Origin of the sequence: Ensifer sp. BR816, assembly GCF_000378985.1 — a bacterium.
Taxonomy (GTDB): domain Bacteria; phylum Pseudomonadota; class Alphaproteobacteria; order Rhizobiales; family Rhizobiaceae; genus Sinorhizobium.
Genome location: NZ_KB905370.1, coordinates 907342 through 928104 on the forward strand (window position 1 = coordinate 907342; position 20763 = coordinate 928104).

A 20763-nucleotide genomic window follows, 5' to 3' on the forward strand; every position below is an offset into this window, starting at 1 on the left:
TCCGACCATTTGGAAGAGCCGTGCCGCCTTTAAGGCCCGCGAGTAGCGCCGGAGCTCCAAGAATGCTGCGAAATGCCGCCATTACGCCGGCAGCGCCCTTTCATCATAGGCGTCCACGAAGGCGGCACTTGGCGGGATCGGCTTGATGACATCGATCATCACGCCGTTCGGATCGGCGGTAATGAAATGGCGCTGGCCGAAGTCCTCGTCGCAGAGCGCCTTGAGAATGGGAAGCCCGGCATCCCGCATCTCCGCATAGAGCCGGTCGGGATCCTCGACTTCGAAATTCAGAAGCAGGCCCTGAACGGGGGCGCGGCGCTTTTCCGGCACCGTCTCGTGACGATAGTCGAGGACGGCAAGCGTGACATGTTCGTCCTCCGTCGACTGCAGATGCATGTACCAGTCGCTCTCGAAAAGCACTTCAAAGCGAAAGTGCGTCACGTAGAAGTCGGCCGTCGCCCGCACGTCGGCCGTCATGATCACCGGATAATAGCTCGTCGTTTTCATGCTTTTCCTCCATCGATTATTCTCATACAATCTGCATGTATCTTCTTTAACATACAGGCTGTATGTATGCAACAGGAAAAGACGCGACGCTCGAATCGCGAACGTTCAGACACGACCCGCGCTGCCATCATCGACGCGGCACACGCACTCTTCGTCGCCAAGGGCTATGCCGACACGGCAACGCCGGAGATCGTCGCCGCGGCGGGGCTTACGCGCGGCGCGCTTTATCACCATTTCGAGGACAAGAAGACGCTGTTTCGGGCGGTGATAGAAAGGGAGGCGCGCGAAGTCGCGGCAACGATCGAGCAGTCTGCTCCCGACGGCCTTTCGCCTCGTGAGGCGCTGCTTGCCGGAGCAGCCGCCTATTTCGACGCGATGGCCGTTCCCGGTCGCGTGCGCCTGTTGCTGCTCGACGGCCCGGCCGTCCTCGGCGTCACCGAAATGGCGGCGATCGACGCCGCGCATGGCGGCAGAACTTTGGAGGAAGGATTGAGCGCCGCCATGGCTCCCCGCCGCCTGGAGGAGAAGGCGGTCAAGGCGATGGCCTTCCTCCTGTCCGCCGCCTTCGACCGGGCTGCGCTCGAGATCGATGCCGGGGCGGCGCGGGCCGACTATGCCTATGCGATCGACAGGCTGATCGATCGCCTGATCGATCCCTGAAGAGCCGGGCCGTCAGCCGGCGACCGGAAGGACCTGCGGCGGCAGTTCGACGAGCGGCGCCGGGATGTCGCAACTCTTTTCCGGCGACCTGCAGATGTCGGCGATGACGCAGCGCTCGCATTCCGGCCGGCGGGCCTTGCACACATAGCGGCCGTGCAGGATCAGCCAATGATGGGCGTGGTAGAGATATGTCTCCGGGATGACCCGCATCAGATTGGCCTCGACCTCGTCCGGCGTTTTTCCCGGCGCCAGGCGGATGCGGTTGGCGATGCGGAAGAGATGCGTGTCGACGGCGATGGTCGACTGGCCGAAGGCCATTTGCAATACCACATTGGCGGTCTTGCGGCCGACGCCCGGCAGCGTCATCAGTTCCTCGCGCGTCTTCGGCACCTCGCCGCCGAAATCGGCGATCAGCCGCTCGCTGAGCGCAATGACGTTCTTGGCCTTGTTGCGGTAAAGCCCGATGGTCTTGATATAGTCGCGCAGCTTGTCTTCGCCGAGCGCCAGCATCTTTTCCGGCGTGTCGGCGACGGCAAAGAGCGGCCGTGTCGCCTTGTTGACGCCGGCATCGGTCGCCTGCGCCGAAAGCGCCACCGCCACAAGCAGCGTGTAGGCGTTGACATGTCCGAGTTCGCCCTTCGGCTCCGGCCGCTGGACCGAGAAGCGGCGAAAGATCTCCTCGATCTCCGCCTTGCTATAGACGCTGCGCTGCCGCGTGGGTCGGCGGGCGGCCGTTGCCGTTCGCGGTTTCGCGGATCCGGGCGACAATTTGAGCTTCACGTTTTTCATGCTGCATCTATAGTCATTGGTTATGACCGAAGGCAACGCCGCGACAAGCATCAACGACGAACCGATCTTTTCAGCGGAACTCACCCCTTACCGTTCGCTCGGCCTCAAAGGGTTCAAGATCCTGCTGATGATCGCGGCTGCGATGAGCGCCGTGCATGTCCTGGTGTTTCTCATCATCGGCGCCTGGCCGATCGTGTTCTTCTTCGGGCTCGATTTCGTGCTGCTCTTCGGCGCCTTCTGGCTCAACTACCATTCGGCACGCGCCCGCGAGGAGGTCAGCGTCTCGCGCACCGACGTGTCGGTGAGGAAGTTCGCGCCGTCGGGAAGCATGACCGAACATCGCTTCAACCCCTTCTGGGCCCGCTTCAGCATCAGGCGCCACCAGGAGATCGGCATCGTCTCGATGAAGATCAGCGGTGGTGGCCGGCAGACCGATATCGGTTCGTTTCTCAACCGCGACGATCGCGAAACTTTTGCCGTTGCCTTTTCCCGCGCACTGGCCACGGCCCGGTCGAGATGAATCAAGAATCGGGTGGTTAACCGGTCCCCCGCATGGTTTCCTGCGGCATGACAGGAGATGATCCATGAACGTCGTGACAACCATTCCCACCGACATCACCCCGGACGGCACCGATTACGACACGGTGCGCCACGTCATCGAGATGCTGACGAAGGATTACCGCGACCAGCCGCAACTCGAGACGATCGCCCGCCGCCTCCGTCAGTCGCCGACTCAGCTCCAGAAGGTCTTCACCCGCTGGGCCGGACTTTCGCCAAAGGCCTTCCTGCAGGCGGTGACGCTCGACCATGCCAAGCGGCTTTTGCGCCAGGAGGAGATGCCGCTGCTCGAGACCAGCATCGAGGTCGGGCTGTCAGGCCCGGGGCGGCTTCACGACCTCTTCGTCACCCATGAGGCGATGTCGCCCGGCGAGTGGAAAGCCCGCGGCGCCGGGCTGACGATCCGTTACGGCTTCCACCCTTCCCCCTTCGGCACGGCGCTGGTGATGGTGACCGACCGCGGCCTCGCGGGCCTTGCCTTTGCCGATGCGGGCGAGGAGCGCGCAAGCTTCGAGGACATGGCCCGCCGTTGGCCGAACGCCAGCTATATCGAGGACAGCGCGGCCACGGCGCGCTATGCCGCACGCATCTTCAACCCGGAACGCTGGTGTGCCGACGAGCCGCTCAACATCGTGCTGATCGGCTCCGACTTCCAGATCCGGGTCTGGCAGGCGCTCTTGAACATTCCGCTCGGCAAGGCGACAACCTATTCGAAGATCGCCGGCGAAATCGGCCAGCCGACCGCGTCACGCGCCGTCGGCGCGGCGGTCGGGCGCAATCCGATTTCCTTCGTTGTGCCCTGCCACCGGGCACTCGGCAAGGGCGGCGAACTCACCGGCTACCATTGGGGGCTGACGCGGAAGCGGGCGATCCTCGGCTGGGAGGCGGGAAAGGCATAAGACAAAAAAAGGGGCGCCGCGGCGCCCCTTTTGTTTCGATCGAAGATGTGGACGCTCAATGCGCGGCCGACATGTCGCCGAGCACTTCCTTGGAGGCGACGGTGGAATCCGCCTTCAGCTTGTAGACCATCGGCACGCCGGTCGCGAGGTTGAGGTTCAGGACCTGCTCCTTCGTCAACCGGTCGAGCACCATGACCAGCGAGCGCAGCGAATTGCCGTGGGCAGCCACCAGCACCTTCTCGCCGGCCAGCACGCGCGGCAGGATTTCGGTCAGGTAGTACGGCCAGACGCGGGCGCCGGTGTCGCGCAGGCTCTCGCCGCCGGGCGGCGGCACGTCATAGGAGCGGCGCCAGATATGCACCTGCTCCTCACCCCATTTGGCACGGGCATCATCCTTGTTGAGGCCGGAGAGATCGCCGTAGTCACGCTCGTTGAGCGCCTGGTCGAAGATCGTTTCGAGCGAGGACTGGCCAACGGCGTCGAGCACCATCTGGCAGGTGCGCTGGGCACGGATAAGCACAGACGTGAAGGCGATGTCGAACTTGATGCCGTATTCGGCAAGCGCCTTGCCGCCGGCCTTCGCCTCCGTGACGCCGAGCTCGGTCAGGTCCGGATCGCGCCAGCCGGTGAAAAGGTTCTTCAGGTTCCATTCGCTCTGGCCGTGCCGGACGAGGACGAGAGTGCCGCTCATTTCGATTTCCTCTTTAACAGTTTGGTGTCAATTGAGCCCGAGAACATCGAGCATGGAATAGAAGCCCGGCTTCTGATTGCGGGCCCAGAGGGCAGCCGAAACGGCCCCGCGGGCGAAGATCGAACGATCCGTGGCGCTGTGCGACAGCGTCACCATCTCGCCCTCGCCGGCAAGAATCACCGAGTGCTCGCCGATGACGGACCCGCCGCGCAGCGTGGCAAAGCCGATCGTTCCTTGTGGCCGCGGACCGGTATGGCCGTCGCGCACCTTGACGGAATGGTCCGCAAGATCGATGCCGCGACCCTTCGCCGCCGCCTCGCCGATGAGGAGCGCCGTGCCCGAAGGCGCGTCGACCTTGTGCTTGTGGTGCATTTCGACAATCTCGATGTCCCAATCGGTCGGCCCGAGAGCCCGCGCTGCGGTCTCGGTGAGCACGCCCAGCAGGTTGACGCCGAGGCTCATATTGCCCGACTTGACGACCCGGGCATGGCGCGCCGCGGCGCGGATCTTCGCCTCATCGTCCGCGGAGCATCCGGTGGTGCCGATGACATGGACGATGCGCGCCTGAGCCGCGAGGCCGGCGAATTCGACGGTTCCCGCCGGCGCGGTGAAATCGAGCACACCCTCCGCCTCGACGAAGGCCTCGAGCGGCTTGTCGGTGACCGGGATGCCGATCGGCCCGAGCCCGGCGATTTCGCCCGCGTCACGACCGATGAAGGGCGAGTTCGACCGCTCGATGGCGGCATGCAGACGAACGCCGGCCGTCGCGTGAATGGTCCGGATCAGCGTCTGGCCCATTCGACCGGCCGCGCCGACCACCACGAGCTTCATCTCCGTTTCGCTCATCGTCAAACTTCCCCGTACTATAGGATTTTCGCTTCGTCGGGCAGGTCGGCGCCGTTGCCCTGCAGATTGTGGAGGCGAGCGTAGAGTCCGTCCGGGCGCCGCGCAAGCGCCTCGTGCGACCCCTCCTCGACGACCGTGCCATCCTTCATGACGACGATCTTGTCGGCATTGACGACGGTCGAGAGCCGATGGGCGATGACGATCACGGTGCGTCCGCTCATCGCCTGTTCGAGTGCCTTCTGCACGGCTGCCTCCGACTCGGTGTCGAGCGCCGAGGTCGCCTCATCGAGAAGCAGGATCGGGGCATTGCGCACCAGCGCACGGGCGATCGACAGGCGCTGGCGCTGGCCGCCGGAAAGGGTCACGCCATGCTCGCCGACGGGTGTATCGTAGCCCTCGGGCTGCGCCAGGATGAAGTCATGCGCATAGGCAAGCCGCGCCGCCTCCTCGATCTCCGCATCGGAGGCATCCGGCCGGCCGTAGCGGATGTTGTCGCGGATCGAGCCCTCGAAGAGGTAGGGCTGCTGCGACACGTAAGCGAGGCCGTTGCGCAGCGATTGCTTGGTGACGCCGGCGATGTCCTGGCCATCGATCAGGATCTGGCCCGCCAGCGGGTCGTAGAAGCGCGGGATGAGGCTGATGATCGTGGACTTGCCGGCCCCGGAGGGGCCGACCAGCGCCGTGGTCTTGCCGCCCTCGGCACGGAAGCTGACGCCTTTCAGGATCTCCTCGCCTTTGCCATAGGCGAAGCGCACGTCGCGCAGTTCGACCGTCGCTTCGCCGAGCTTCAGCTCGGTCGCGTCCGGGCGATCCCGCTGATGCGGAACCGTGTCGAGGATCTCGTAGATCATCCGGGCATTGACCGCGGCGCGCTCCAGCGACACCTGCAGCCGCGCCAGCCGCCGCGCCGGGTCGTAGGCCATGAGCAGCGCTGTGACGAAGGCGAAGAAGGCACCCGGCGGCACGTTGCCGTAGATCGTGCGGAAGGCCGCATAGGCGAGGACGCTCGAGATAGCGAGGCCCGCGAAAGTCTCTGTCATCGGCGCGGTGCGCTCGCTGAGACGCGCGATGCGGTTGGCGCGGTTTTCGGCCCGGTCGATGATCGTCTCCACCTTGCGGCGCAGCTCGTTCTCCATGGTGAAGGACTTGACGATGGTGATCCCCTGGATCGTCTCCTGCATCGCGCCGAGAACGCGGCTGTTCACCTCGACCGCCTCACGGGTCGCCAGCCGGAGGCGCTTGGAAATATAGCGCAGGCCGAGGAGCATGGGCGGTGCGACGAAGAACACGATGAGTGATAGGAGCCAGTCCTTACTGAACATGACGCCGACGAGACCGATCAGGGTCAGGAAGTCCCGGGCGATCGAGGTGACCGTCATGTTGAGCACGTCGCGGATACCGTTGACGTTCTGGCTGATCTTGGCGGCAAGCTGCGCCGAGCGATGCTCGTGGAAATAGCCGACGCTGAGCGCCATCAGGTGCGCGTAAAGGCGGCGCTGATAGCGCGCCACGATATTGTTGCCGATCTTCGAGAGCGCAACCGCTTGCCCGTAGGTGGCGAGACCGCGCAGCACGAAGGCGGCGAAGATGGCGCCGCAGATCACCAGCACGATGTCAGCCCGACGATTGGCGAAGGCCTCGTTGATCACGGTTTCCATGATCCAGGCGGTGAAGCCCGTCGTTGCCGCCACCACGATGAGGCAGGTGATGGCAAAGGCATAGCCACGGATGTGATCGCGGCCGTTTTCGGCAATGACGCGTCGCAGGATTCCGGTGATCGTCTCGGAATCGACTGCGTGCTGTTTTCTGTCCCTGGCGTTCAAAAAGCCTTCTTTCCTGGCCTCTCCTGCATGTTTCCTTAAATCGTAGCCGATCCAAGGACAAAAACATGCAGCACAATTCAAAGTGCTACAGCGACCTTTGCGCGTCCGATGACGCGCGGCATGCCGCACGTCGGCACCAAGTGTCGGGCCGCTCTATAGTGGTTTGAAGCCTTTTTGGCGAGTCTTTGCGTCGGCCGGCCCGTTCAGCTTCTCCAGCGTCGTCCCTCCATTGCAACACCGAAGTCTTTCGGCGCGCGTGCGAAGGCGGCAAGCCCGGAAAGCGCCGCCATGGGATGGACGACCGCAAAGGTCGGTATCGTTTGCATCAGCGCCGAATGCGGTGCCTTGTTCTCGAAGGCGGCGCGGAATTCCGGTTTCATCAGCGCCGGCAATATCTTCTGCGAAATTCCGCCGGCGAGGAACACGCCGCCGCGGGCCATGAAGACAAGCGCCATGTCGCCGGCAACGCGGCCGAGATAGGTGCAGAACAGCGAAACGGTCTCGACCGCCGCCGGATCCTGCCCGGAAAGTGCGCTGGTCGTCACCTCCGCCTGATCCTTGAACGACGCCTCCAGCCCATCGGCCGCGCAGACGGCACGGTAGAGATTCATGATGCCGCGTCCGCAAAGGATCTGCTCCCCCGCCATGCGGCCACCGATCGGGTCGAGGAACGGCCATATCCGGAAATCGCGTTCGCTGCGCGGGCCGATATCGACATGCCCGCCTTCGCCCGGCACCGGAATCCAAGTGTCCTGGGCAAAGACCAGACCGGCAACGCCGAGGCCGGTGCCGGGGCCGAGCACCACGCGGGAACTCTTCGGCCGGACGCTGCCGCCGCCGATCTGCACCACGTCCTCGTCGGCCGGTGCGGCGATCGCGAGAGCCTGGGCCTCGAAGTCGTTGATGACCAGCACGTCCCCGAGCCCGAGGCTTGCCAGCATGTCCCTCGGGCGGATCACCCAGCCGGCGTTGGTCAGCGGAATTTCATCGCTCTTGATCGGCCCCGCCACGGCGAGGATCGCCGAGCGCGGACGGACGGCAATCTTGTCGAAAATACTCTTCTGCAGCGCTTCCTCGATGGTCGCGAAGTCGCCCGTCTTGACCGGCGGAAGCTGCGTCGGTCCGGACGCCGCATCGACGAGCAAGGCGAAACGGGCATTCGTGCCGCCGATATCGCCGATCAGGATCGGAAAGGAGAAGCTGTAGTCACTCGCACTGGGCATGGCAGATCCGTCCTGATCGCGGCGTGAATAGTTCCGCAGATGTATCAGCTACGCCTGAAGTCGATCAACTGCTCGGCGGTCGCGCGATTGAGCGCCATCGGAATATCGTAGACGATCGCAAGCCGCATAAGCGCCTTGACGTCGACGTCGTGCGGCATGGGGGTGAGCGGATCGACGAAGAAGATCAGGCAGTCGATGTCGCCGGTCGCGATCAAGGCGCCGATCTGCTGGTCGCCACCGAGCGGCCCGCTTTTCAGCCGCGTGACGTCGAGGCCGGGGCAGGCGTCCAGAACACGGCCGCCAGTGGTGCCCGTCGCGACGATCTTCCACTCGGAAAAAAACGCTTCGTTCGCCTTCACAAAGGCGGCGAGGTCATCCTTCTTCTGATCGTGGGCGATCAGGGCGAGACATTTGCGATCGGCCATGGGAGGCTCCCGACGAGAGTTCACGACGACGCGGAGCGCGCAAGGACGCTTCGGAACCGATAGATTTTAATCGATTTGATCCGCCTATACAGGAGCGTCGCGAAATTTGCAAAGGGACTGTGCGCTTGCGCCTTTCCGCATTGAACTGCTGCAAAGCCCGACCATCCCCCATGGTGCCCCATCACCCCAAGACGCGTCATCCTCGGGCTTGACCCTGGGTCAAGCCCGAGGATGACGGGTGGGTAGCTGCTTCAAGCACTTTTATTGAGCGTGAGTGAGTCTCCCGGCTGGAATCTCGCTCGGCGTGCATTTTGCAGTCAGGTGGAATCACCTAGCTTCGCACAAACTCGGCAAAACAAATAGATACAGCGGTAATGCGAACGCACGCGAGCGCATCCCGCTGTCAGCACCTGTGCAGTCGCTCGCACCCTCCCGAGGCCGGCTATTGCAGAGCGGGACGCGGCAGCGGCACCGGGATGTCGGCAAGCGGCGTCTCGGCCGCGGCGCCAATGACGGCTTCGATGCTCGTCGCCGCGGCAGGAATGGCGGCCGGAGCATCATAGGCCGTGCCGAATGTCGCCTGCTGTTCGGAGGCTGGAGCCGGGCCGTTCAGCACCACGGCGCAGGCCTTCGGCAGATCGGAAAGCGTCGCAAACCTGGGCTTCGGCGGCGTCTCGCCGGGTTTCTTCTTCGGCTTCGCCCAGGGCGCGTCGGTAAACCACCAGGCAAGCGACTTGTCGCAGCCGTCGCCGGCGGGCACCGCCGCCTGATCCTTGCAGCCTTGCGAGCCGGCCGGGCATTTGATGCGAATATGGAAATGGTAGTCATGGCCATAGATCGGCCGGACCTTGCCGAGTGCTGCGCGATCACCGCGCCAGGTGTCGCAGAGCTTCTTCTTGATCGCCGGATTGACGAAGACACGCTCGACCTCCGGATAGCTCGCGGCCAGCATGATCAGCCGCGCATGGGATGGCGTCCAGACGGAGCGGTCGATCGTCAGGAACTTGCTCTTGTCGAGCATGGAGGTCGCGGAGATCGATTCGCGCTCCTCATAGCTGAGCGTCTTCTGCGGCATCGGCGTCAGCCAGATGTCGGCGTCGAGGCCGATCTGGTGCGAGGCATGGCCGGACAGCATCGGCCCGCCGCGCGGCTGCGAGATGTCGCCGAGGAGCAGGCCCGGCCAGCCGATTTTCGCGGACGCGTCGTGGGAGAAGCGCTCGATCAGCGCGATCATCTCGGGGTGCCCCCAGCGGCGGTTGCGCGACAGGCGCATGGCCTGCCAGGTCGGGCCATCGGTGGGGATGGCGATGCCGCCGGCGAGGCAGCCCTTGGAATAGAACCCATAGGAGGTCGGCGACGCCGCGGTCGGCAGGGCCCGGGCGCCGAAAAGTTCCTTGGCAGGTGTGCCGTCCGCCGACGCGGCATCGGTCGCGATGAGGCCCGTGCTCACGGCCAAGGCCAAGAGCGCCGAGCCGCAGCGCCGAAGCGCAGCGCGCGTTTCAAATCCCATTCCATTCCCCCATCGGCAGCGACGCGAACATTCGGTAATACCCGCCGATTCTATCCTGATTCGCCGCGGTTGCATCAGCCTTGCGGCTCACCCGGATGTGACTGAAAAATTTCGCCTGTTTTTGGGCAGGACCTGTCAATTGCCCTGATTTGGCCTATGCTCTCAAAAAAGAAGATTGAAATATAAGAGGTACCGGCTAGATGCCAAACTTCCGCAGGACCTTGAATCCCGGCCTTCCTGCCACGCTTTTCACAGCGGCGCTTCTTCTCCTCGCTCCTGCATCGAATGCCGAAGAACCGCCCGTCTGGCGCCATGGGACGTCGTCGATCGGCGAGCCCAAGTACAAGGCAGGCTTCCCGCGCTTCGACTATGTCAATCCGGAAGCGCCAAAAGGCGGAGAGCTGCGGCTCTCGGAGAACGGCACGTTCGACACGTTCAACCCCATCCTCACCAAAGGCGAAGCGGCGACCGGCGTAGCATCCCACGTCTTTGAAACGCTGCTGAAATCCGCCGAGGATGAGATCACCACCTCCTATGGACTGCTTGCCGAGGGCGTCACCTATCCCGACGATATTTCCTCAGCCACTTTTCGCCTGCGGGCGGAGGCCAAGTGGGCCGATGGTAAGCCGATTACGCCGGAGGATGTCGTCTTTTCCTTTGAGATGGTGAAGGAGCACAATCCGCTCTTGACCAACTATTACCGCCACGTGGTTTCAGCGGAAAAAACGGGCGAGCGCGATATCACCTTCCGCTTCGACGAGAAGAACAACAAGGAATTGCCGAACATTCTCGGCCAGTTCCCGATCGTACCGAAGCACTGGTGGGAAGGGCAGGACGCCAAGGGCAACAAGCGCGACATCAGCCGCACGACGCTGGAACCGGTCATGGGCTCCGGACCTTACAAGATCGCTTCGTTCCAACCGGGCGGTTTGATCCGTTTCGAATTGCGGGACGACTATTGGGGCAAGACCCTCAACGTCAATGTCGGTCAGTACAATTTCGGCGCGATCACCTATGCTTACTTCAGCGACAGGAACGTGCAGTTCGAGGCCTTTCGCGCCGGCAACGTCGATTTCTACCAGGACAACAGCGCAAGCCATTGGGCGACGGCCTATGACTTTCCGGCCATGAAGGACGGCCGTGTGATCCGCGAGGAGATCGAGAACCCGCTGCGCGCAACCGGGATCATGCAGGCCTTCGTACCGAACATGCGCCGCGAAAAGTTCAAGGATCAGCGGGTGCGCGAGGCGCTGAACTACGCCTTCGACTTCGAGGATCTGAACCGCAGTCTCGCCCATAACGCCTTTCAGCGCGTCGACAGCTATTTCTGGGGCACCGAGCTTGCCGCCTCCAACCTTCCCGAAGGCCGCGAGAAGGAAATCCTGGAGGGGCTGAAGGACAAGGTTCCTGCCGCCGTCTTCACCACGCCCTATAAGAACCCCGTCAATGGCGAGCCGCAGAAGGTGCGCGAAAACTTGCGCAAGGCGCTCGAACTGTTCAAGGAGGCGGGCTACGCGCTCAAGGGCAACCGCTTGGTGAACGCCAAGACTGGCGAGCCCTTCAGCTTCGAACTCCTTCTGTCCAATCCGTCTTTCGAGCGCACGGTCACGCCGTTCGTGAACAGCGTGAAGAAGATCGGCATCGATGCTCGCATACGGACCGTCGACGACTCGCAATACACCAATCGCGTCAGAAGCTTCGACTATGACATGATCTATGGCATCTGGGCGCAGACATTGGTGCCCGGCAACGAACAGATCGACTACTGGGGCTCGGGCTCGGTCAACCAGCCGGGATCGAGAAACTATGCCGGCATTGCCGATCCGGCGATCGACGAACTCATACGGAAAATCATCTTCGCGCCAAACCGCGAGGAACTGGTTGCCACAACACGGGCACTCGACCGCGTTCTTCTTGCCCACCACTACGTCGTGCCGCTGTTCTATTCGAAGTCGGTGCGCGTCGCCTATTGGAACCATCTCGCCCGTCCCCAGGAGCTTCCGTATTACGGGACAGGCTTCCCGGATGCCTGGTGGTCGAAAAACGCCCCTGTCAAATGAAGTCCTTGCACTTCGATGGCGTCTCGATTCCAAATGCAAACAACGAATCACTGAAACAAGTCCACAGGCACGATCCAGGACTTGACAGCCGCAAGGAGACGCAAGGGTTGAGATACCATAGACGGCATGCCGATGCTTCGCGGGTCCGGGCCTCCGCCCACACGTCGATCCAGAGGTCCGCCTGATGGGTGCCTATATCCTGCGCCGGCTGCTGCTGATGATCCCGACGATCATCGGCATCATGGCGATCTCCTTTGCCGTCGTGCAGTTCGCGCCGGGCGGCCCGGTGGAACAGGTTATTTCGGACCTCACCAATGCTGGCGGCTCCGACCGGCTTTCCGGCGGCAGCGGCGATCTCCTGCAGGGAGGTGGTGACGAGGGCGGGCGTTATCGCGGCGCGCAGGGGCTCGATCCGGAATTCATCGCCAAGCTCGAGAAGCAGTTCGGCTTCGACAAGCCGCCGCTCGAGCGCTTTCTCGGCATGATGTGGAACTATGCCCGCTTCGATTTCGGCGAGAGCTTCTTCCGCAACACCTCGGTCGTCGATCTCATCATCGAGAAGATGCCGGTGTCGATTTCGCTCGGGGTGTGGATCCTGATCTTTTCCTACGCCATTTCGATCCCGCTCGGCATCAGGAAGGCGGTCTCCGACGGCTCGACCTTCGATGTCTGGACCTCCGGCATCATCGTCATCGGTTATGCGGTGCCGAGCTTCCTCTTTGCAATCCTGCTGATCGTGATTTTCGCCGGCGGCTCCTTCTTCGACTGGTTCCCCTTGCGCGGCCTCGTCTCGGACAATTTCCACGAGCTTCCCTGGTACCAGAAGATCCTCGATTACTTCTGGCACATGACGCTGCCGCTGATCACGCTGCTGCTTTCGGCCTTCGCGACGACGACGCTGCTGACGAAAAATTCCTTCATCGACGAGATCAAGAAGCAATATGTGACGACGGCGCGGGCCAAGGGGCTGACCGAGCGCAAAGTGCTCTATGGCCACGTCTTCCGCAATGCGATGCTGATCATCATCGCAGGCTTCCCCGGCGCCTTCATCTCCGCCTTCTTCACCGGCTCGCTGCTGATCGAATACATCTTCTCCCTCGATGGCCTCGGCCGCCTCGGCTATGAGGCCGTCGTCAAGCGCGACTATCCGATCGTCTTCGCGACCCTCTACATCTTCTCGCTGATGGGCCTTATCGTCAGCCTCGTCTCCGACCTGATTTACACCTGGGTCGACCCCCGCATCGACTTCGAGCGGAGGGACGTCTGATGAGCACAGTCGCAACTTACGCCGGCGCACCGGAAAAGGGCTGGCTGACGCCGATCGGCCGGCGCCGCTGGCAGAACTTCAAGGCCAACCGCCGCGGCTACTGGTCGTTCTGGGTCTTTCTCGTCCTCTTCGTCCTCAGCCTCTGCGCGGAATTCATCGCCAACGACAGGCCGATCGTCGCCTCCTACAAGGGTGAGATCCTGTTCCCGGTGCTGGTGAACTATCCGGAAGAGAAGTTCGGCGGCTTCCTGGCCGAGACCGACTTCCGCTCCGATTTCATCCGCGACGAGATCGAGGCGAATGGCTGGATGATCTGGCCGCCGATCCGCTATTCCTACCAGACCGTCAATTCCAATATCCCGCATTCGGCTCCAACCGCGCCGTTCTGGCTGATGAGCGAGGAGGAGCGTTGCTCGGCCTATCCGCAAGGGACGGCCGATCCCGAATGCAAGCTTGGCAACCTGAACTGGCTCGGCACGGACGATCAGGCGCGCGACGTCATGGCGCGGATGATCTACGGTTTCCGCATCTCGGTGCTCTTTGGCCTGGCGCTCACCATCGCATCAGCGGTGATCGGCGTTTCGGCCGGAGCGGTGCAGGGCTATTTCGGCGGCTGGACCGATCTTTTGTTGCAGCGCTTCATCGAAATCTGGTCGTCGATGCCGGTGCTCTATATCCTGCTAATCATCGCCGCCATCCTCCCGCCCGGCTTCTTCATCCTGCTTGGCATCATGCTGCTCTTTTCCTGGGTCGGCTTCGTTGGCGTGGTGCGGGCCGAATTCCTGCGCGCCCGCAATTTCGAGTATGTCAATGCGGCCCGCGCGCTCGGCGTCGGCAACGGCACGATCATGTACCGGCACCTGCTACCTAATGCGATGGTGGCGACGCTGACCTTCCTGCCCTTCATCCTTTCCGGCTCGATCACCACGCTCACCTCGCTCGACTTCCTGGGTTTCGGCATGCCGCCCGGCTCGCCCTCGCTCGGCGAGATGATCGCGCAGGGCAAATCGAACCTCCAGGCGCCCTGGCTCGGGCTGACAGCCTTCTGGGCCATGTCGGTCATGCTGTCGCTCTTGATCTTCGTCGGCGAGGCGACGCGCGACGCCTTCGACCCGAGAAAGACGTTCCGGTGAGCGCGACGATGACAGACACCCTCCTCTCCGTGCGCGACCTCTCCGTCGCCTTCCATCAGGGCGGCGAAACGTCCGTCGCCGTCGACCACATCTCCTTCGACATCAAGCGAGGCGAAACGGTGGCCCTCGTCGGCGAGTCCGGCTCCGGCAAATCGGTTTCGGCGAACTCGATCCTCAAACTCCTGCCCTATCCGGCCGCGAGCCACCCGAGCGGCGCAATCCTCTTCAACGGCAAGGATCTCCTGAAGGCGAACGATGCAGAGCTGCGCCACGTGCGCGGCAACGACATCACCATGATCTTCCAGGAGCCGATGACGTCGCTCAATCCGCTGCACACGATCGAGCAGCAGATCGGCGAAATCCTCGAACTCCACCAGGACCTGAAAGGGCCCGCCGCCCGGGCACGAACGCTGGAGCTTCTCAACCAGGTCGGCATCCGCGAGGCGGAAAAGCGGCTCGGCGCCTATCCGCACCAGCTTTCCGGCGGCCAGCGCCAGCGCGTGATGATCGCCATGGCGCTCGCCAACCGGCCGGAACTCCTGATCGCCGACGAGCCGACGACGGCGCTCGACGTCACCGTGCAGGCGCAGATTCTCGAGCTCTTGAAATCGCTCAAGGACCAGCACGGCATGTCGATGCTGTTCATCACCCACGACCTCGGCATCGTCCGCAAGATCGCCGACCGGGTCTGCGTGATGACCAAGGGCAAGATCGTCGAGACCGGCCCGACCGCAGAGATCTTCGCCAACCCGCAGCATGCCTATACGCGCCACCTGCTCGCCTCCGAGCCGAAGGGCGAGCCACCGCCTTCCGACGCGTCGAAGCCGATCGTCATCGAAGGCAAGGACGTGAAAGTCTGGTTCCCGATCAAGGCCGGCTTCCTGCGCCGCGTCGTCGATCACGTGAAGGCGGTCGATGGCATCGACCTGACGCTGCGCGCCGGGCAGACGCTCGGCGTCGTCGGCGAATCGGGCTCAGGCAAGACGACACTTGGCCTGGCGCTGACGCGGCTGATCTCGTCGCAGGGCCGGATTGGCTTCGTCGGCCAGGATATCGACGCCTATAGCTTCCGCCAGATGCGACCGCTCAGGAACCGCATGCAGGTGGTCTTCCAGGACCCCTACGGGTCGCTCAGCCCGCGCATGTCCATTGCCGACATCATCGGCGAAGGGCTGAAGATCCACGAAAGCGCGCTTTCCGACGACGAGCGCGACGCGCGCGTTGCCGCAGCGCTTCAGGAGGTCGGCCTCGACCCGGCCACCCGCTGGCGCTATCCGCACGAATTCTCCGGCGGTCAGCGGCAGCGCATCGCGATCGCCCGCGCCATGGTGCTGAAACCGCAATTCGTCATGCTCGACGAACCGACATCGGCCCTCGACATGAGCGTGCAAGCACAGGTGGTCGACCTTCTGCGCGACCTGCAGCGCAAGCACAATCTCGCCTATCTGTTCATCAGCCACGACTTGAAAGTGGTGCGGGCGCTCGCCAACGAGGTCATAGTCATGCGGCTCGGCAAGGTGGTCGAACAGGGGCCGGCCGAGCGCATCTTCGAGGCGCCCGCCGAAGATTATACCAAGGCGCTGATGGCCGCTGCCTTCAACCTTGAGGCCGTCAAACTTTCCGCCGTCCGTCAGTAGAGCTCGCAATGCCCGATAGAAGCCCCGTCATCGTCGACCTGAAATTCATTCCGGAAGAAGTGGATGCGGCCCTCAAGGGCGCCTTCCCCGGCCGCGAAGTGATAAACCTTGCTGATCCGGTCCACGAAAGGCGAGACCTCTCGGGGATCGACTATGCCGTGGTGTGGAAATCGGCGCCCGATCTGTTCTCGCGGGCGCCGGACCTCAAGGTCGTGTTTTCCGGCGGCGCCGGCGTCGACCACGTGCTGACGCTGCCGGGACTGCCCGACGTGCCGCTGGTGCGCTTCGTCGACCGGACGCTGACGACGCGAATGAGCGAATGGGTGGTGATGCAATGTCTGCTGCATCTGCGCCAGCATCGCGCCTACGAGGCGCTGGCGAGGAAGCGCGAGTGGCAGGACCTGATCCAGCCTGAGGCGGCCGACGTCACCGTCGGCATCATGGGCATGGGCGTGCTCGGCCAGGACGCCGCCCGCAAGCTTGCCGTGATGGGCTTCAAGGTGATCGGCTGGTCACGCAGCAAACGGGTGGTCGAGGGCATCCACACCTACGACGCCGCCGGCCTCGACGCCTTTCTCGGCCGGACGGATTTTCTGGTCGGCCTGCTGCCGCTGACCCAGGACACGAAGGGGATCTTCAACGGCGCCCTGTTCAAGAAGCTCAGCCGCAAGGGTCCGTTCGGCGCGCCGGTCTTCATCAATGCCGGCCGCGGCGGCAGCCAAGTGGAGGCCGATATTCTCGACTGCCTCGATTCCGGCGTCCTACGCGCGGCCTCGCTCGACGTCTTCGAAGCGGAACCGCTCTCGCCGGAGAGCCGCTTCTGGACCATGCCGAACGTCTATGTGACGCCGCACGTCGCCGCCTCCTCCGACGTCAAGGCGCTCTTTGGCCATGTCGAGGAGCAGATCGATCGCTTCGAAAGCGGGCTGGCTCTGGAACATGTGGTAGATAAGGTAGCCGGCTACTAATTACGCGGCCTCCAAGCTCGCTCCAGTCTACGGCCGACGATACCCCGTAGGCTCTCCGTAGAGCCAGCCGATCCGACGAATCGCATCCTCCAGCCCCTCACGCGCAACCGTCATCGTGTGGCCGCTGGCATGTACCAGGCTCTTCTCGTCCTCCATGATGGCGACATGGCCCTTCCAGAAGACGAGATCACCGCGCCGGAGGTCGTCGCGGGCAATCACGCTGCCGAGGCCGCTCGCCTGCATGTCGGAGTCGCGCGGCGCGCTCCGCCCGGCCATCTGCATCGCCAATTGCACGAGGCCGGAACAATCGATGCCGAAGCCGGAGCGGCCGCCCCAGAGGTAGGGCGTTTCGAGAAAACGCGTGGCGATCGCGACATAGTCGTCGCCGATCGGCGCGCTCGCCGGCGCGCAATGGTTGGCGACCACCGCCAATCCGCCGTCCAGCAGAAAATAGCGGGTGCCGCGCGTCTCCGTTTCGCCGTCGACGTGCAGCCGGCTTCCCATGGAGAGCGCGAAGGCCTGCGGAAAGCGCAGGTCCGCGCCGCGATAGACGAATGTGCGCGGCACGGCGATGATGTGGGTCGCCGGCGCGGCCGGGACCGCGACCGCATCCTGCGGCACATAGCCGACATAGCCGTCAAGGTCGGACTTGACCCAGGCCCATCCATGGGCCACCTCAAGTACCCGCACGGTTTCGCCGTAGAGCAATTCCGTATCGGTGCCGCAGCCGGGATCCGGCCTGGCCCGGAGCGGCGTCACCGGGGTCGACACCGTAGCCGGCGCCCCCTCGACGAAGCGCTTCGCTTCGACGAGACCGCGCAGGCGCTCCTCCGCAAGGTCCTCGCGATAGGCGTTGAGACGACGATCGAGTGCTTCGGGCATGGCTGAACTCACAGTTTCCGACCCTGATTGATGATCAGATCGCCGAACTTTTCAAGATAAAGTGCGCCTTCGACCGTGCGCTTGATGATGACATTGCGCCTGTCGCGCTCGTCGCGCACCCGGTCGACGAGGCCGAGCGCGCCCATGGAATCGAGGGCGCGGGTGATCACCGGCTTTGTCACGCCAAGCTTCGCGGCGAGACCGCGCACCGTGTGTGGCGGCGGCACGAGATATATTTCGAGCAAGATCGCCATCTGGCGGAGCGTCAGGTCGCGACTATCGACCTGGACCTGCTCGAGCGAGACGGCATGCCAGAGCCCCAGCGCTTGGGAAGGCGTCAGTTCGACCGGCAAGGGACACTCCTGCGTAAGTCACGTCCCGGCACCATAGCCAGCCGATCGTTACGCAAGCGTTTCTTTTGTGTCCGGATGAAGGCTACCCCGCTAACCGACCGATGTGGTGGTAGAGCGCCCGGATCGCCTGGGCTTCTCCGCCGATCGGGGAATGCGGACGCTCGGATTGTGCCCAGCCGAAAATGTCGAAATGCACCCAGCTCTTCGCATTCGTCACAAAGCGCTTCAAAAACAGCGCCGCCGTGATGGAACCGGCCATGCCGCCCGAGGGCGCGTTGGTCAGGTCGGCGATACGAGCGGAAACGTCCTTGTCGTAGCCCATGTAGAGCGGCATCCGCCAGACCGGATCGTCCACCGCCAGGCTCGCCTCGGAGAGGTCACGGGCCAATTCCTCGTCGTCGGTAAAGAAGGGCGGCAGGTCCGGGCCGAGCGCGACGCGTGCCGCGCCGGTGAGCGTCGCCATGTCGATGACGAGGTCCGTTTCCTCCTCGTCGGCATAGGCGAGCGCGTCGGCAAGGATCAGCCGGCCCTCGGCATCGGTGTTGTCGATCTGCACCGTCAGCCCCTTGCGGCTCCGGTAGATGTCGCCCGGCCGGAAGGCATTGGCGGAAATCGAGTTCTCGACGACCGGCACGATGACGCGCAGGTCGATCTTCAGTTTCGCGTCCATGATCATCAGCGCGAGACCCATGACATTCGCCGCTCCGCCCATGTCCTTCTTCATTAGAAGCATCGAGGAAGCCGGCTTGATGTCGAGACCGCCCGTGTCGAAGCAAACGCCCTTGCCGACGAGGGTGACCTTCCTGTGGCCCTTCTTGCCCCAGCGCATCTCGAGGAGCCGCGGCGCCTCGGCACTGGCGCGGCCGACCGTGTGCACCAGCGGGAAATTCTGGGTGAGCAAAGCTTCGCCGGATATTACCGAAACGTCTGCCTTGTAGTGCGCAGCAAGCGCCCGGAAGGCCGCTTCCAGTGCCTCCGGCCCCATGTCGTTGGTCGGCGTGTTGATGAGGTCGCGCGCCAGGAACACGCCGGCGAGCTGCCGCTTGATGTCGGTCGCGTCCGCATCGGCCGGAATCAGCAGCGTCGGCGCCTCGACCTTGGCGGGCTTGTAGCGCTCGAAGCGGTAGGAGCCGAGGCCGTAGCCGAGCGCCGAGCGATTGGCGGTGAGCGGCGCCGTCTCGATATGCCATTTGCCGGCCGGCAGTGCGCGGGCGAGCTTCCCGGTCAGGAACGGTGCGCCCGACGGGTTCGAGCCGAGACCGAACAGCGCGCCGCCGAGATGGCCGTCGGCCGAGGGAATGAGCAGGACCGCGCCGGACTCCGCCTTGAAGCCCGCCTTCCTCGCCCAGTCGAGCGCGATCGGATCGATGGCTCCCGTCTCGATATGCGCCGGCGTCACCGCAAAGATGGGCAGCGTCTTGCCGGCGCTGGTGTTGAACGGCGACGGCCGCTCGATGAACTGGAAGGGAGCCATGAATGTCCTCGACTGACGAATTCTACGATCAGAGTGCTGCAGCGACGCGTCCGATTGGGCGCGTCGCTGTCGGTGATTAACGCTCTGTTAGGGTTAACAGATTATTGCTGGAGTGAAAGTTGCGCCGTTGTTGTTGTTGGGAGTTCCGGTGCCAATCGCCTGCTGGGACGCCACCTCATGACAACGCAAGACATCTTCTCTTCCTCCCTCAATCGCCTCGCGGTGGGAGCCGCGGTCGCGCTGCTGACGCTGGCGCTTGGCGGCTGTGCCGGACACCAGGGCAAGAAGGAGCTGACGACCGGCTCCATCCCGACGCTCTCGAAGCCGGTGCAATCGATGAACGCAACCGAGCTTGCGTCGGCGGCGGAGAACATCGGCCAGGCCTATGAGCGCGATCCCAAGAACCGCGAAGCGGGCCTGAACTACGCCAATCTGCTGCGCATGACCGGGCGCAACGAACAGGCGCTGGCCGTGATGCAGCAGGTGGCGATCAACCACCCGACGGACCGCGAGGTCCTCGGCGCCTACGGCAAGGCTCAGGCCGCCGCCGGACAGCTCGAGCAGGCGCTTGCGACCATTGGCCGGGCGCAGACGCCCGACCGCCCCGACTGGAAGCTGAAATCGGCGGAGGGCGCCATCCTCGACCAGCTCGGCCGCTCTTCCGAAGCGCGGCTGCGGTATCGCGAGGCGCTGGATCTCCAGCCCAACGAGCCGACCATCCTCTCCAATCTCGGCATGTCCTATCTCCTGACCAAGGATCTGAAAACCGCCGAGACCTATCTGAAATCGGCGGCGAACCAGACCGGCGCCGACAGCAGCGTCCGCCAGAATCTCGCCCTTGCCGTCGGGCTGCAGGGCCGTTTCCAGGAGGCCGAGACGATCGCCCGCCAGGAACTGACGCCCGAGCAGGCAGAAGCAAACGTCGCTTACCTGCGCTCCATGATGTCACAGAAGGGCGCCTGGACCGAGCTTGCCAAGGCGGACGACGGAAATACGAACTAGCGGCAACTGTACCAGTCGCCACGAACTGTGAATGGTTCCTCGGGTCAAGCCAGGCT

General features: G+C 63.6%; 20 protein-coding genes. 9 read left to right on the plus strand and 11 right to left on the minus strand.

The window, feature by feature from the left end; all coding sequences use genetic code 11:
• Positions 1-81: 81 nt before the first annotated feature.
• Positions 82-507, minus strand: coding sequence for a VOC family protein (locus RHIBR816_RS0104385; RefSeq protein WP_018235321.1), 426 nt, complete (start codon positions 505-507; stop codon positions 82-84).
• A gap of 66 nt (positions 508-573) precedes the next feature.
• Between RHIBR816_RS0104385 and RHIBR816_RS0104390 the strand changes: the two genes are divergently transcribed.
• Positions 574-1167, plus strand: coding sequence for a TetR/AcrR family transcriptional regulator (locus RHIBR816_RS0104390; protein WP_018235322.1), 594 nt, complete (start codon positions 574-576; stop codon positions 1165-1167).
• 12 nt (positions 1168-1179) lie between these two features.
• Here RHIBR816_RS0104390 and nth read toward each other — a convergent pair whose 3' ends face one another.
• Positions 1180-1956 carry an endonuclease III gene (nth, locus tag RHIBR816_RS0104395; protein WP_018235323.1) on the minus strand — a complete coding sequence of 259 codons (777 nt, stop codon included), beginning with the start codon at positions 1954-1956 and terminating at the stop codon, positions 1180-1182.
• 22 nt (positions 1957-1978) lie between these two features.
• Between nth and RHIBR816_RS0104400 the strand changes: the two genes are divergently transcribed.
• Together RHIBR816_RS0104400 and RHIBR816_RS0104405 are read left to right on the plus strand one after the other, a co-directional pair.
• Positions 1979-2476, plus strand: coding sequence for a DUF2244 domain-containing protein (locus RHIBR816_RS0104400; RefSeq protein ID WP_018235324.1), 498 nt, complete (start codon positions 1979-1981; stop codon positions 2474-2476).
• 64 nt (positions 2477-2540) lie between these two features.
• On the plus strand, positions 2541-3413 hold the full coding sequence (locus RHIBR816_RS0104405) for a bifunctional helix-turn-helix domain-containing protein/methylated-DNA--[protein]-cysteine S-methyltransferase (protein ID WP_018235325.1): 873 nt from the start codon (positions 2541-2543) through the stop codon (positions 3411-3413).
• 55 nt (positions 3414-3468) lie between these two features.
• Here the strand turns inward: RHIBR816_RS0104405 and RHIBR816_RS0104410 are convergent, their stop codons facing one another.
• The 6 genes from RHIBR816_RS0104410 to mepA form a co-directional block, all read right to left on the minus strand.
• Entirely contained in the window at positions 3469-4104 is a 636-nt protein-coding gene (locus tag RHIBR816_RS0104410; protein ID WP_018235326.1) for a 2,3-bisphosphoglycerate-dependent phosphoglycerate mutase, read from the minus strand.
• Between the two features lie 27 nt (positions 4105-4131).
• Positions 4132-4950: a 4-hydroxy-tetrahydrodipicolinate reductase gene (gene dapB, locus RHIBR816_RS0104415; protein WP_018235327.1), complete on the minus strand. Its 819-nt coding sequence runs from the start codon at positions 4948-4950 to the stop codon at positions 4132-4134.
• A gap of 17 nt (positions 4951-4967) precedes the next feature.
• The gene (locus tag RHIBR816_RS0104420; RefSeq protein WP_018235328.1) at positions 4968-6773 is read right to left on the minus strand and encodes an ABC transporter ATP-binding protein; all 1806 of its coding nucleotides are present in this window, start codon (positions 6771-6773) and stop codon (positions 4968-4970) included.
• 203 nt (positions 6774-6976) lie between these two features.
• Positions 6977-7996, minus strand: coding sequence for a glucokinase (locus RHIBR816_RS0104425; protein WP_018235329.1), 1020 nt, complete (start codon positions 7994-7996; stop codon positions 6977-6979).
• Between the two features lie 44 nt (positions 7997-8040).
• Entirely contained in the window at positions 8041-8421 is a 381-nt protein-coding gene (locus tag RHIBR816_RS0104430; RefSeq protein WP_018235330.1) for a methylglyoxal synthase, read from the minus strand.
• 442 nt (positions 8422-8863) lie between these two features.
• A complete protein-coding gene (mepA, locus tag RHIBR816_RS0104435) occupies positions 8864-9931 on the minus strand; it encodes a penicillin-insensitive murein endopeptidase (protein ID WP_018235331.1) in 1068 nt (355 codons plus the stop codon).
• Between the two features lie 200 nt (positions 9932-10131).
• Here mepA and RHIBR816_RS0104440 point away from each other — a divergent pair, with 200 nt between their 5' ends.
• The 5 genes from RHIBR816_RS0104440 to RHIBR816_RS0104460 all read left to right on the plus strand — a co-directional run bounded on the left by RHIBR816_RS0104440 (position 10132) and on the right by RHIBR816_RS0104460 (position 16996).
• Positions 10132-11991 carry an extracellular solute-binding protein gene (locus RHIBR816_RS0104440; RefSeq protein WP_018235332.1) on the plus strand — a complete coding sequence of 620 codons (1860 nt, stop codon included), beginning with the start codon at positions 10132-10134 and terminating at the stop codon, positions 11989-11991.
• Positions 11992-12175: 184 nt separating this feature from the next.
• Positions 12176-13258, plus strand: a complete 1083-nt coding sequence (locus tag RHIBR816_RS0104445) for a microcin C ABC transporter permease YejB (protein WP_018235333.1) — start codon at positions 12176-12178, stop codon at positions 13256-13258.
• Positions 13258-14391 carry an ABC transporter permease gene (locus tag RHIBR816_RS0104450; RefSeq protein ID WP_018235334.1) on the plus strand — a complete coding sequence of 378 codons (1134 nt, stop codon included), beginning with the start codon at positions 13258-13260 and terminating at the stop codon, positions 14389-14391. The genes RHIBR816_RS0104445 and RHIBR816_RS0104450 overlap by 1 nt, the downstream gene beginning before the upstream one ends.
• 8 nt (positions 14392-14399) lie before the next feature.
• Positions 14400-16028 carry an ABC transporter ATP-binding protein gene (locus RHIBR816_RS0104455; protein WP_026186635.1) on the plus strand — a complete coding sequence of 543 codons (1629 nt, stop codon included), beginning with the start codon at positions 14400-14402 and terminating at the stop codon, positions 16026-16028.
• A gap of 8 nt (positions 16029-16036) precedes the next feature.
• Positions 16037-16996, plus strand: a complete 960-nt coding sequence (locus RHIBR816_RS0104460) for a glyoxylate/hydroxypyruvate reductase A (protein ID WP_018235336.1) — start codon at positions 16037-16039, stop codon at positions 16994-16996.
• A 27-nt stretch (positions 16997-17023) separates the two neighbouring features.
• Here RHIBR816_RS0104460 and RHIBR816_RS0104465 read toward each other — a convergent pair whose 3' ends face one another.
• From RHIBR816_RS0104465 to RHIBR816_RS0104475, 3 genes are all read right to left on the minus strand, one after another.
• Positions 17024-17878 (minus strand): NlpC/P60 family protein, encoded by an 855-nt coding sequence (locus RHIBR816_RS0104465; protein WP_018235337.1) that lies wholly within the window; start codon positions 17876-17878, stop codon positions 17024-17026.
• A gap of 8 nt (positions 17879-17886) precedes the next feature.
• Positions 17887-18231 (minus strand): helix-turn-helix domain-containing protein, encoded by a 345-nt coding sequence (locus tag RHIBR816_RS0104470; protein ID WP_018235338.1) that lies wholly within the window; start codon positions 18229-18231, stop codon positions 17887-17889.
• Positions 18232-18313: 82 nt separating this feature from the next.
• Entirely contained in the window at positions 18314-19705 is a 1392-nt protein-coding gene (locus RHIBR816_RS0104475; protein WP_018235339.1) for a leucyl aminopeptidase, read from the minus strand.
• A 177-nt stretch (positions 19706-19882) separates the two neighbouring features.
• Between RHIBR816_RS0104475 and RHIBR816_RS0104480 the strand changes: the two genes are divergently transcribed.
• Positions 19883-20707 carry a tetratricopeptide repeat protein gene (locus tag RHIBR816_RS0104480; protein WP_018235340.1) on the plus strand — a complete coding sequence of 275 codons (825 nt, stop codon included), beginning with the start codon at positions 19883-19885 and terminating at the stop codon, positions 20705-20707.
• Positions 20708-20763: the final 56 nt, after the last annotated feature.

Bases quoted from the DNA above. Each gene is read 5' to 3' on its own strand.
- RHIBR816_RS0104405 (WP_018235325.1), top strand. From the start codon at position 2,541: ATGAACGTCGTGACAACCATTCCCACCGACATCACCCCGGACGGCACC.
- RHIBR816_RS0104410 (WP_018235326.1), bottom strand. From the start codon at position 4,104: ATGAGCGGCACTCTCGTCCTCGTCCGGCACGGCCAGAGCGAATGGAAC.
- RHIBR816_RS0104445 (WP_018235333.1), top strand. From the start codon at position 12,176: ATGGGTGCCTATATCCTGCGCCGGCTGCTGCTGATGATCCCGACGATC.
- RHIBR816_RS0104475 (WP_018235339.1), bottom strand. From the start codon at position 19,705: ATGGCTCCCTTCCAGTTCATCGAGCGGCCGTCGCCGTTCAACACCAGC.
- RHIBR816_RS0104390 (WP_018235322.1), top strand. From the start codon at position 574: ATGCAACAGGAAAAGACGCGACGCTCGAATCGCGAACGTTCAGACACG.
- RHIBR816_RS0104455 (WP_026186635.1), top strand. From the start codon at position 14,400: ATGACAGACACCCTCCTCTCCGTGCGCGACCTCTCCGTCGCCTTCCAT.
- mepA (WP_018235331.1), bottom strand. From the start codon at position 9,931: ATGGGATTTGAAACGCGCGCTGCGCTTCGGCGCTGCGGCTCGGCGCTC.
- RHIBR816_RS0104460 (WP_018235336.1), top strand. From the start codon at position 16,037: ATGCCCGATAGAAGCCCCGTCATCGTCGACCTGAAATTCATTCCGGAA.
- RHIBR816_RS0104400 (WP_018235324.1), top strand. From the start codon at position 1,979: ATGACCGAAGGCAACGCCGCGACAAGCATCAACGACGAACCGATCTTT.
- RHIBR816_RS0104450 (WP_018235334.1), top strand. From the start codon at position 13,258: ATGAGCACAGTCGCAACTTACGCCGGCGCACCGGAAAAGGGCTGGCTG.
- RHIBR816_RS0104385 (WP_018235321.1), bottom strand. From the start codon at position 507: ATGAAAACGACGAGCTATTATCCGGTGATCATGACGGCCGACGTGCGG.
- RHIBR816_RS0104465 (WP_018235337.1), bottom strand. From the start codon at position 17,878: ATGCCCGAAGCACTCGATCGTCGTCTCAACGCCTATCGCGAGGACCTT.
- RHIBR816_RS0104440 (WP_018235332.1), top strand. From the start codon at position 10,132: ATGCCAAACTTCCGCAGGACCTTGAATCCCGGCCTTCCTGCCACGCTT.
- nth (WP_018235323.1), bottom strand. From the start codon at position 1,956: ATGAAAAACGTGAAGCTCAAATTGTCGCCCGGATCCGCGAAACCGCGA.
- RHIBR816_RS0104430 (WP_018235330.1), bottom strand. From the start codon at position 8,421: ATGGCCGATCGCAAATGTCTCGCCCTGATCGCCCACGATCAGAAGAAG.
- dapB (WP_018235327.1), bottom strand. From the start codon at position 4,950: ATGAGCGAAACGGAGATGAAGCTCGTGGTGGTCGGCGCGGCCGGTCGA.
- RHIBR816_RS0104480 (WP_018235340.1), top strand. From the start codon at position 19,883: ATGACAACGCAAGACATCTTCTCTTCCTCCCTCAATCGCCTCGCGGTG.
- RHIBR816_RS0104425 (WP_018235329.1), bottom strand. From the start codon at position 7,996: ATGCCCAGTGCGAGTGACTACAGCTTCTCCTTTCCGATCCTGATCGGC.